The organism is Allobosea sp. P1_A7 (assembly GCF_056406775.1).
The window spans coordinates 1-2,744 of record NZ_JBFTZN010000464.1; the positions used below are offsets into that span (position 1 = coordinate 1).

General features: G+C 64.4%; 4 protein-coding genes. 3 read left to right on the forward strand and 1 reads right to left on the reverse strand.

Translation table 11 applies throughout. From position 1 onward, the window contains the following. The 3 genes from AC1D34_RS36270 to AC1D34_RS36280 all read left to right on the forward strand — a co-directional run. On the forward strand, window positions 1–288 hold a 288-nt coding region (locus AC1D34_RS36270), incomplete at its 5' end, for a DNA translocase FtsK (RefSeq protein WP_441507121.1). 184 nt (window positions 289–472) lie between these two features. Continuing rightward, entirely contained in the window at window positions 473–754 is a 282-nt protein-coding gene (locus AC1D34_RS36275) for a hypothetical protein (protein ID WP_441507120.1), read from the forward strand. Window positions 755–1,121: 367 nt separating this feature from the next. Next, window positions 1,122–1,427 carry a hypothetical protein gene (locus AC1D34_RS36280; RefSeq protein ID WP_441490823.1) on the forward strand — a complete coding sequence of 102 codons (306 nt, stop codon included), beginning with the start codon at window positions 1,122–1,124 and terminating at the stop codon, window positions 1,425–1,427. A 113-nt stretch (window positions 1,428–1,540) separates the two neighbouring features. On the opposite strand, the gene AC1D34_RS36285 is transcribed toward AC1D34_RS36280, so the two are convergent. Then, a complete protein-coding gene (locus AC1D34_RS36285; protein WP_476826874.1) occupies window positions 1,541–2,476 on the reverse strand; it encodes a helix-turn-helix domain-containing protein in 936 nt (311 codons plus the stop codon). Window positions 2,477–2,744: the final 268 nt, after the last annotated feature.

Consider the following 2,744-nt stretch of genomic DNA (forward strand, 5'->3'; position numbering starts at 1 on the left):
GACGCGGTCACCGCCGAGGAGGAGGCCGGCAGCGATGACGAGGATGGCGGCGCCGTCTTCGACAAGAGCGGCATGGGCCAGGCCGAGAGCGAGGATCCCTACGACCAGGCGGTCGCGGTCGTGCTGCGCGACAAGAAGGCCTCGACCTCCTATATCCAGCGCCGCCTGCAGATCGGCTACAACCGCGCCGCCTCGATCATGGAGCGCATGGAGAACGAGGGCATCGTCGGCCCCGCCAACCACGCCGGCAAGCGAGAAATCCTCGTCGAGGCCAGCGCGTCGCCTTGATCTCCATCTCCTGCGGGCGGAGACGTCGCTGTCGCACTGGCAGCGACGTGCATGAGCGACCTCGTCAGCTGCCGGCTGGGAACGCAGCCACCTCGCCCGTTCGGCGCGGCAAGCGAAGACTGGTATGTTGCGCAACCGATGCGGTTACTATGCGGCCGTAGCTTCGCTCGCACCGGAGGCGACGATGAACCGAGCCGTTCTGTCATTGATGCTGATGTTGGCCGCGGATCTTGCGTTGGCTCAGCCCCGGCCCTCCACCGTCAACAGGCCCTGCAGTGCCAGCCGGCACGATGTCATTGCCAACGGCGCCATCGTGCTCGGTACCGGTGGCTACACCTATGACCGCTTCGTGCGCGACCGCAGTTTCTGCGAACTCGATGAATATGCCGATCCCGCCTGGGTTCCGAGCCGCGACACAGCGAGCTGCTTCGTCGGCTATCGCTGCAAGAGCGGGATGTATGACTAGGCAGGAGCAAAGTCCCCGCGCACGGCAAGGCCGCGCGCACCTTCGTCTTTCCCATCCCTTGCGCGGAAGACAGTCTGAGCGGCCGTTCCACGTCTGGGGCGAGCGGACATGCATCTCGGCCCGGCAACCCGCAACCCTACGACGCTGAAGCTGACATTAGGCTGACACGTCATGTCAGGTTTGCGAGCCGAATTGTCGGGTAAAACGGCGCCTGAGGTTCCCGCCAGGAGCCCGCTGAACTTCGCTGCGCAGACCTTTCCGAATACGGACACGCGACGGGCATCACTCCAGCAATTGAAACCGGGGAGCTTCGTCAGGTGGCCGAACCTATCGTTGGGCGGAACTTGAGTGGAGGGAGGAACGCGTCATGGGATATGCAGTCGATCCTTACGGCCCGGCACGGAATACCGCTCTGCTTGCGAGCATCACCGCGCTGGAGGCAGCCGTGATCGTGATCCTCGGACAGGTGGCGCTGCTGGGAGCCGATTCAGTAGAAGAGGCCCATGTCACCCTCGCGGAACTCCGGGCCCATTGCGAGCAAGTGAGGGAGACCTTGCTGTCGATGGCGGTGCCGCGCAATGAAGCCGACTCGGTTATCTTCAGCACGAGCTTCACCAGAGAGCTCGACCACATCTTCGGGGCCATTCGGTTCCGCAAGGCGACATCGCAATGATATCGCAAAGCTCCTGAGGCAGATGCCATCGCGCGGGATCCCAAGCGGTGGCGACCTCTCCTTCCGAACGGGGGCCGCCGATGCCTGGCATGGCGCCCCCCGCGTCCCGGATCTCACTCCGGTTGAGCCAGAAGCGGCCTCATCGCTTCATTGATCCAGTGCCATTCGGAGCCGGCCGGGCCTCCTGCATCGTCGCCGCGCAAGATGGCGAGCAGTTGCTGATAGCGGATCGAACGGGCGTGGTGTTTCCGATACTGATCGAGATGCCAGTCCAGGAAAGCCCGATCGGGAGCGCGGTTCATTGCGCGGGCTGAGTCTTCAAGCCATTCCCGCGCGATCGCGGCACCGCATGCGGAATCCGGTTTTGCGCTGTCGTCCATCGCGGCGCGAACCTTGGCGAGGGTCCGGTTCGCGGCTTCGGCATAGGCGGCGGGGTCGAACTCAGCGGTCGACATGGCCCCAGCATTCGCCCGCATCTCGGCCATGTAGCTTTCATCGGTGATGATCACCGTAAGCTCGGCCCAGGCATCGATCTGCGCGGGCGTCGGATCGTCCGGGAGCTCGGGTGTGCTGGCCTCGATCATCTGGCGCTTCCAGGCATCGTCCATCTGCGCGCCTCCGGCGACCTCGTCGTAGAAGCGCTCGACCAGCAGGCGGGACTGGGCATTGGAAAGGGTCGTCACGGTCCATAATCTCCTGAGATCGGTTTCGGTGGGGTCTGGCGACTTCAAGGTCGCGCGCAGGACGGCGGCGACACGGCGCTGCGAGGCGATCTCCGCCTCCAGCGCGCGAAGGCGCATGGTCAGAACGTCCGTCAGCGAAAGCCGCCTCGACAGGAACTTTCGGATGACTGCGAGGCCCAGCCCGATATCGCGCAGCGCCCGGATCAGATCGAGACGCGCGACATCCTCCGCGGAATACACACGGTAGTTGCTGAAAGTTCGCGTCGCCGGCGGCAGCAATCCGCTGTCCGAATAGAACCGAATCCGCCTGACCGAGACGCCGCTGAGCTTTGCAAGCTCGCCAATCGTGTGCCGTTCTTCCTTCATGGCGTCGTCCTAGGGTCTCCACCGGATGGAGGGTCAAGCGCTGCCGGAACTGGCGGCCGACCAATTCCGGGTATCCGCGCATTGCAGCGCCTCGCGACGCTGCTCTACCGTGCGGCCCATGCCGCGCCGCGGCAGGAACAGGAGCGCCCGCGATGGTCGGCGAACGCAGCGACATATTTGGGTTTGCGCCCGCCCATGATGCGCCGATCCCCTATCTTCAGCGCGTTAGCACCTACTATCAGGCGCTGGGATATGGTCAGCCCTACGC

Coding starts and splice junctions, on each gene's coding strand:
- AC1D34_RS36280 (WP_441490823.1), top strand. CDS start 1,122: ATGGGATATGCAGTCGATCCTTACGGCCCGGCACGGAATACCGCTCTG.
- AC1D34_RS36275 (WP_441507120.1), top strand. CDS start 473: ATGAACCGAGCCGTTCTGTCATTGATGCTGATGTTGGCCGCGGATCTT.
- AC1D34_RS36285 (WP_476826874.1), bottom strand. CDS start 2,476: ATGAAGGAAGAACGGCACACGATTGGCGAGCTTGCAAAGCTCAGCGGC.